The organism is Kineococcus siccus, from assembly GCF_009906795.1.
Classification (GTDB): domain Bacteria; phylum Actinomycetota; class Actinomycetes; order Actinomycetales; family Kineococcaceae; genus Kineococcus; species Kineococcus siccus.
In genome coordinates, this window is the sequence record NZ_JAAALN010000205.1 from 1 (window position 1) to 7,429 (window position 7,429).

Here is a 7,429-nt window from a genome sequence, read left to right on the forward strand (position 1 = left end):
CCCGTCAGACGGTCACCCGGATCGGGCCGGGTCACAACTCGGGGTGCCGGGCCGGCGGTGGACTCGGGCGGTGGCCTCGCGCGGTGGGCTCAGGCGGTGGGCTCAGGCGGTGGGGTCGGAGCGCCGCCGGGTCCGGGACGCAGCGAGGCCCTCGAGCACCCGGCGCGGCCACGCGGGGCCCTCGTAGACGAAGGCCGTGTAGGCCTGCACGAGCGAGGCGCCCGCCTCGAGCCGGGCGGCGACGTCGGCGGAGGTCTCGATGCCGCCGACGCTGACGAGGACGAGGCGGTCGGTCGTGCGCGTGGACAGCCGGCGCAGCACCTCCAGCGAGCGGTCCTTCAGCGGGGCCCCGGACAGCCCGCCGCCCCCGGCCGCCTCGACCTCGGCGGGCGGCGTGCGCAGGCCCTCGCGCGCGATCGTCGTGTTCGTCGCGACGATGCCGTCCAGGCCGGTCTCCAGGGCGAGGTCCGCGACCGCATCGACGTCCTCGTCGGAGAGGTCCGGCGCGATCTTCACCAGCAGCGGCACGTGGCGGTGGGCGGCGGCGTCGGCGGCCTCCCGCACGGCCTCCAGCACGGGCCGCAGCTTGTCCACCGCCTGCAGGTCGCGCAGGCCCGGGGTGTTCGGCGAGCTGACGTTGACGACGAGGTAGTCGGCGTAGGGCGCGAGGAGGCGGGCCGAGGTGGCGTAGTCGGCGGCGGCGTCTGCCTCGTCGACGACCTTGCTCTTGCCGATGTTGACGCCGATCGCGACCGGGTAGCGGGGCGGGACGGCCCGCAGCTGCCGCAGCCGGCGGGCGACGGCCTCGGCACCGGAGTTGTTGAAGCCCATCCGGTTGACGATCGCCCGGTCGGCGGTCAGCCGGGCCAGCCGCGGGCGCGCGTTGCCCGGCTGCGGGAGCGCGGTGACGGTGCCGACCTCCACGAAGCAGAAGCCGAGGTTGCCGAGCGCCTCGATGCCCAGGCCGTCCTTGTCGAAGCCGGCCGCGAGCCCCAGCGGCCCCGGCAGGTCCATCCCCAGGACGCGGGTGCGCAGCCGGGGGTCGCCGGCGACGAAGAGGCGGCGGGTCAGGGCGGCGACGGGCGGGACGCGGGCGGCGGTGCGCATGGCCGCGAACGCCCAGTGGTGCGCCTGCTCCGGGTCGATCCTCGTGAAGACGGTCCGGTAGAGCGCCCGGTAGACCATGTCCTGCTCAGCTCCTCCAGATCGCGGCCCGACCGGCCGCAGCCGACCCTAATCGACGCCGCGTCGACCCGGACAGCAGACCGCCCACGGACCACGGGGGTCCGAGGGCGGCGCCGTTCCGCGCTCAGGAGGTGAGCGACTCCTCGCGCGTCTCGCGCAGCAGCGCGAGGGCGACGAGGCTCACGACCGCGGTGCCGGCGAGGTAGAAGCCGACCCAGCTCAGGCCGCCGGCCTGGGCGAGGCGGACCGCCGTGTACGGCGCCAGCGAGGCGCCCAGGATGCTGCCGCAGTTGAAGGCCAGCGAGGCGCCCGTGTAGCGGACGTTGGTCGGGAACAGCTCGGGCAGGTACGCGCCGATCGGGCCGAACACCAGGCCCATGAAGAACAGCCCGGCGCACAGCCAGACCAGGACCAGGCCGCGCTCGCCCGAGCCCAGCAGCGGTTCGGTCAGGAGCCCGACGACCGCGGCGCCGACCATCGCGAACGCCAGCACGGGGCGGCGGCCGAAGCGGTCGGAGGCCAGCCCCGAGAGCGGCGTGCCGGCGGCCATGAAGAGGACCGCGAAGCACAGCATCAGGAGGAACTCCTGGCGCGGGTAGGCGAGGCCCGTCGCCGAGGTGCCGTAGCTGAGCGACCAGGCCGTCGTCAGGTAGAAGAGCGTGTAGGTGACGATGACCGAGACGGCGCCGAGCAGGACGAGGCGCCAGCTCGTGCGGAACAGCTGCGCGACCGGCACGCGCACGGGCCGCCGCTCCTCGAGCGCCCGGGCGAACACGGGGGTCTCGGTGAGGCTCAGCCGGATCCACAGCCCCAGCACGACGAGCACGGCGCTGAGCAGGAACGGGACCCGCCAGCCCCACGAGAGGAAGGCCTCCTCGCTCATGCCGAGCGACAGGGCGATGTAGAGGGTGTTGGCGATGACGAAGCCGAGCGGCGCGCCGAGCTGCGGCAGCATGCCGTAGAACGCGCGGCGGTTCGCGGGTGCGTTCTCGGTCGCGAGCAGGGCGGCCCCGCCCCACTCGCCACCCAGCCCGAAGCCCTGGCCGAAGCGCAGCACGCACAGCAGGAACGGCGCGAGGTTGCCGGCCGTGGCGTGGGTGGGCAGGACGCCGATCAGCACGGTGCAGATGCCCATCACCAGCAGCGAGGCGATGAGCGTCGTCTTCCGGCCGATCCGGTCGCCGAAGTGCCCGAACACGACGGAGCCGAAGGGCCTCGCGACGAAGGCGACGCCGAAGGTGGCCAGCGACGCCAGCGTCTCGGCCGTCTCGTTGTCCGAGGGGAAGAACAGGGGGCCGAAGACGAGCACGGCGGCCGTGGCGTAGACGTAGAAGTCGTAGAACTCGATGGTGGTGCCGACGAGGCTCGCGGCGGCGACCCGGCGCATCGGGTTCGCCGGGACCTCGCCCGCAGCGGTGCGGGTGCCGGCGGGGGTCAGGTCGGGGGCAGGCATGGGCGGAGACCTCTGCTGGACGGGGAGGCCGCGCGGGAGCGCAGGGATCGTCCTGCTCGGCGGCCGGGAGGGGCGGACAGCCCCGCGCCCACCAGGGTCTCCGGCCGCGCGCGAGGTGCGGCGAGGAGCCTAGGGCATCCGGGCACCACCGGGCGGTTCGCCGCCCGCGCGTCAGCCCAGCTCGACGGTGCGGCCCTCGGCCGCGCTGCGCCTCGCCGCGTCCAGCACGGTGGCGGTCGCGACGGCGTCGGCGGGGTCGACGGGCACGGGGCCCGTGCCGCGCACGGCGGCCGCGAACCGCTCGTAGAACTCCGGCCAGCGGCCGTCCTCGCTGGGCACGCGCACGACCGGTCCGCCCGCGACGTGCAGCCGCCCCCAGCGGTGCGGCGGCTCCGCCCCCCAGCCGGCCCCCTCGCCCGCGGGCGTGCGCCCGGCCAGCAGGTGCGCCTCCTGGCCCTCCACCGGGGTGTCGAGCACGAAGGTGCCCGCGGTTCCCGTCACGCGGAACCGCGGTGCGGGCGCCGCCTGCTTCCAGGCGCCGGACACCTCGGTGCGCACGCCCCCGGCGTGGTGCAGCTGCAGCCGGACGTCGTGCTCGGCCCCGTCCGGGCCGCGGGTCTGCGCCGCCACGGCGCTCACGGGGCCGAACAGCAGCAGCGCCTGGTCGACGAGGTGGCTGCCGAAGTCGCGCAGCAGCCCGGCACCCGCCGCCGGCGGGTCGTCCGGGGCCCAGCGCTCGAAGGCCGACTCGAAGCGGTGGACCTCCCCGAGCGCCCCCTCGGCCAGCAGGCGCCGCACGGTGAGCAGGTCCGCGTCGAAGCGGCGGTTCTGGTAGACGCTGAGCACGACGCCCAGCTCGGCGGCCAGCGCCACCGTGCCCCGCGCCGCCGCCGCGTCGAGGGCGAAGGGCTTGTCGCACACCGTGGCCAGGCCCAGGCGCAGCGCCTGCTCCGTCAGGGCGGTGTGCGTCGCGGCGGGCGTCGAGACCGCCACGGCCTCCACGCCCAGGCCCGGCAGGTCGTCGAGCGTCGCGACGACCTCGACGCCGTGCTCCGCGCGCGCGAGCGCGGCCCGCTCGGGCGAGCCCGTGACCACGGCGACGAGCTCGCAGCCGCGCGCCCCCGCGACGACGGGCGCGTGGAACAACCGTCCCCCGGCGCCGTAGCCGACGACGGCCGTGCGGACGGGGGCGCTGGCCGGGGTGGTCACGGGCGCGAAGGTACCGCTCCGCTCACCCCGGCGGCAGCTCGCAGCTCACCGGCCCCGACAGCTCGCCGGGCTCCCCCGCGGCCGTGAGCAGCCGCGAGCGGATGAGGAACCGGACGCCGTCGGGCGCCTCGAGGGAGAACCCCGCCCCGCGCCCCTTCACCAGGTCGATCGTCAGGTGGGTGTGCGACCACAGCTGGAACTGCTCGCGCGACATCCACACGGGCACCGTGAACGCCTCGTCGTCCCCCTCGCCCGCCACCGCGAGGTCGCCCAGCAGGACGTCGGCGTCGGAGGTGATGAAGTCGCCGTCCGGGAAGCACATCGGGGAGCTGCCGTCGCAGCAGCCGCCGGACTGGTGGAACATCAGCGGCCCGTTGCGCCGCCGCAGCCGCCGCAGCTGCGCCGCGGCCGCCTCGGTCACGGCCACGCGCTCGCCCGTCCGGCTCGTCTCCTGCGTCACGCGGACCTCCTCGTCGGTGCCGGTCGTGGACCCTCCCCGCCGCGGTCGCCCGGCGGCTGCCGGCACGACCGCGGTGGGGAGGGCGTCGGGTCGGGCGGGTCGGCTCAGAAGAACCCGAGCTTCGACGTCGAGTAGCTCACGAGGAGGTTCTTCGTCTGCTGGTAGTGGTCGAGCATCATCTTGTGGTTCTCGCGCCCGATGCCCGAGCTCTTGTAGCCGCCGAACGCCGCGTGCGCCGGGTAGGCGTGGTAGTTGTTCGTCCACACCCGGCCCGCCTGGATGCCGCGGCCCATGCGGTAGGCGGTGTGGATGTTGCGCGACCAGACCCCGGCCCCGAGCCCGTAGAGGGTGTCGTTGGCGATCTTCAGCGCGTCGTCCACGCCGTCGAAGCGCGTCACCGCGAGGACCGGCCCGAAGATCTCCTCCTGGAAGATCCGCATGCTGTTGTCGCCCTCGAAGATCGTGGGGGTGACGTAGTAGCCGCCCGCCAGCTCGCCGCCGAGGTCGGCGCGCTCGCCGCCCGTGACCAGGCGGGCCCCCTCCTGCTTGCCGATGTCGATGTAGGACAGGATCTTCTCGAGCTGGTCGTTGCTCGCCTGCGCCCCGATCATGGTCGCCGTGTCGAGCGGGTTCCCCTGCACGATCGCCTTCGTCCGCTCGACGGCGTCGCCGAGGAACGCGTCGTAGATGGAGCTCTGGATCAGCGCCCGCGACGGGCAGGTGCACACCTCCCCCGAGTTCAGCGCGAACATCGTGAACCCCTCGAGGGCCTTGTCGTAGAAGTCGTCACGGGCGCTCGCGACGTCCTCGAAGAACACGTTGGGGCTCTTGCCGCCCAGCTCCAGCGTCACGGGGATGAGGTTCTGGCTGGCGTACTGCATGATCAGCCGGCCGGTCGTCGTCTCGCCCGTGAACGCGATCTTGCGGATGCGCGGGTTCGACGCGAGGGGCTTGCCGGCCTCCACCCCGAACCCGTTGACGATGTTCACGACGCCGGGCGGCAGCAGGTCGCCGATCAGCCCGACGAGGAACATGATCGACGCGGGCGTCTGCTCGGCCGGCTTCAGCACGACGCAGTTCCCGGCCGCGAGCGCCGGGGCCAGCTTCCAGATCGCCATGAGGATCGGGAAGTTCCAGGGGATGATCTGCCCGACGACGCCCAGGGGTTCGTGGAAGTGGTAGGCGACGGTGTCGTCGTCGATCTGGGAGATGCCGCCCTCCTGCGCGCGCACGACCCCGGCGAAGTAGCGCAGGTGGTCCACGACGAGGGGGATGTCGGCCGCCAGGCACTCGCGGACGGGCTTGCCGTTGTCCCACGTCTCCGCGACCGCGATGGCCTCGAGGTTCTGCTCGATGCGGTCGGCGATCTTGTTGAGGATCACCGAGCGGGCCGCGACCGACGTCCGGCCCCACGCCGGGGCGGCGGCGTGCGCGGCGTCGAGCGCGCGCTCGATGTCGGCCGCCGTCCCCCGGGCGACCTCGGTGAAGGTCTGCCCGGTCACGGGTGAGGGGTTCTCGAAGTACTCCCCCGACGCCGGCGGGACCCACTCGCCCCCGATCCAGTGGTCGTAGCGCTCGGCGTACGTCATGGCGCTGCCGTCGCTGCCCGGAACTGCGTACACGGTCATGGAAGAACCTCCGCGGTGCTCTGCGCGACTCCCTCGTCGCGCGCAGGCCGACACCGTAGGCCCCGCGGCGTTGCAGGCCCGTTGCAGCGGGCGCCCCGTCAGCTCACGTGCAGGCGTCTCGCGCGGGCGAGCGCCTCGCCGCGGGCGGGATCGCCGGGTGAGAGGCGGCGCAGCAGCTGCGCCGCGACCTCGGGGTCGTCGCGGCCCTGCGCGGTGCGCGCCCAGCGCAGGAGGGCGTCGTCGTCGTGGCCCTCGAGCACCGCGGTGCGGACGCCGATCTCCAGCTCCGCCCGCAGCTCCCGCACCGCGGGGGCGTCGGAGGCGGGCAGCAGGGGCCCGCCCCACGCGGCCACGGCGTCGGCCACGCGCCCCTCGCGCAGCGCCGCCCGCACGTCGAGCGCGTCGCAGCGCAGGTCGCCGACCACGCGGTGCGGGGACGCGCTGACGCCGACGGCGCCGCCCGTGCGCTCGCCCAGGACCGCCCGCAGCCGGTGCACCTCGGCCCGCACGGACCCCGGCGCCAGGTCGCGCTCGTCCAGGGCCGCCGCCAGCTGGGCGGCGCTCGCCCCCCGCCGCTCCTCGTCGGCCAGGAGCAGCAGGAGGAGCTCGCTGTGCCGCAGCGACAGCGGGCGCTGGACCCCGTCCGCGACGAGCGTGTGCTCGCCCGGCCCGAGCACCCGCAGCATCGCGACGGGCGCGGGCGCCGGGGCCGCGGACCCCGCGACGAGCCGGCGCAGGTCGGCGACGCGCAGCTCGGCCTCGACGGCCCCGGCCGCGGCGCGCACGAGCTGCAGGGCGCGCTCGCGGCCCAGCTCGTCGCCGCCCGTGAGGTCCAGCACCCCCAGCACGTCCCCCGTCGCGGGGTCGCGCACGGGCGCCGCCGAGCAGCTCCAGCGGGCCACCGCGGTGGCGTAGTGCTCCGCCGAGCGGACCCGGACGGGCCGCTGCAGCGCCAGCGCGGTGCCGGGCGCGTTGGTGCCGGCGGCGTCCTCGCTCCACCGGGTGCCCTCGGCGAAGGACATCCGCTCCGCGGCGCGGCGCAGCCCTGGGTCGCCCTCCACCCACAGCAGCGTGCCGTCCGCGTCGCTGACCGCCATGAGCACGGGCACGCCGAGCGGCTCCTCCAGCAGGAGCCGGCGTGCCGTCGCCAGGACGGGGGTCAGCCGGTGCGCGGCGCGGCGCTCGTGCAGGCCCGAGGCGTCCAGCAGGACCGGCGCGAGCACGCGGTCGGGGTCCAGCCCGGTGCCGCGGCTGCGCCACCAGGAGGAGGACACGAGGTCGCGCGCGCCGGGCAGCGGCCGGGGCGTCGCGCCGGCGGCGGTGGCGGCGAGCCAGTCCTCGCGCGCGGCGAGCAGGTCGTCGCCCTCGACGGTGCCCGCGCGGCGTGGCCTGCCCACCCGTCCCCCTCGTCTGGCGCGGGCCGACCCCGCGTGCGGCCGACGGTAGGTCGCGCGGCGGACCCCGACAAGGTGCCGACGGCGGGTCGGGGGCGCC

At 75.5% G+C, this 7,429-nt stretch carries 6 protein-coding genes; all 6 read right to left on the reverse strand.

Translation table 11 applies throughout. The features are described 5' to 3' along the window. Positions 1–102: 102 nt before the first annotated feature. The 6 genes from GTR02_RS17835 to GTR02_RS17860 all read right to left on the reverse strand — a co-directional run bounded on the left by GTR02_RS17835 (position 103) and on the right by GTR02_RS17860 (position 7,332). The gene (locus GTR02_RS17835; protein WP_166608833.1) at positions 103–1,185 is read right to left on the reverse strand and encodes a quinone-dependent dihydroorotate dehydrogenase; all 1,083 of its coding nucleotides are present in this window, start codon (positions 1,183–1,185) and stop codon (positions 103–105) included. 124 nt (positions 1,186–1,309) lie between these two features. Then, positions 1,310–2,638 (reverse strand): MFS transporter, encoded by a 1,329-nt coding sequence (locus GTR02_RS17840; protein WP_166608834.1) that lies wholly within the window; start codon positions 2,636–2,638, stop codon positions 1,310–1,312. 171 nt (positions 2,639–2,809) lie between these two features. Continuing rightward, positions 2,810–3,847 carry a Gfo/Idh/MocA family protein gene (locus GTR02_RS17845; protein ID WP_166608835.1) on the reverse strand — a complete coding sequence of 346 codons (1,038 nt, stop codon included), beginning with the start codon at positions 3,845–3,847 and terminating at the stop codon, positions 2,810–2,812. Between the two features lie 22 nt (positions 3,848–3,869). Further along, on the reverse strand, positions 3,870–4,307 hold the full coding sequence (locus tag GTR02_RS17850) for a DUF779 domain-containing protein (protein ID WP_338073895.1): 438 nt from the start codon (positions 4,305–4,307) through the stop codon (positions 3,870–3,872). 104 nt (positions 4,308–4,411) lie between these two features. Further along, positions 4,412–5,935: an aldehyde dehydrogenase gene (gene adh, locus GTR02_RS17855; RefSeq protein ID WP_166608836.1), complete on the reverse strand. Its 1,524-nt coding sequence runs from the start codon at positions 5,933–5,935 to the stop codon at positions 4,412–4,414. A gap of 98 nt (positions 5,936–6,033) precedes the next feature. Continuing rightward, the gene (locus GTR02_RS17860) at positions 6,034–7,332 is read right to left on the reverse strand and encodes a GAF domain-containing protein (protein WP_166608837.1); all 1,299 of its coding nucleotides are present in this window, start codon (positions 7,330–7,332) and stop codon (positions 6,034–6,036) included. Positions 7,333–7,429: the final 97 nt, after the last annotated feature.

Bases quoted from the DNA above. Each gene is read 5' to 3' on its own strand.
- GTR02_RS17835 (WP_166608833.1), bottom strand. From the start codon at position 1,185: ATGGTCTACCGGGCGCTCTACCGGACCGTCTTCACGAGGATCGACCCG.
- GTR02_RS17840 (WP_166608834.1), bottom strand. From the start codon at position 2,638: ATGCCTGCCCCCGACCTGACCCCCGCCGGCACCCGCACCGCTGCGGGC.
- adh (WP_166608836.1), bottom strand. From the start codon at position 5,935: ATGACCGTGTACGCAGTTCCGGGCAGCGACGGCAGCGCCATGACGTAC.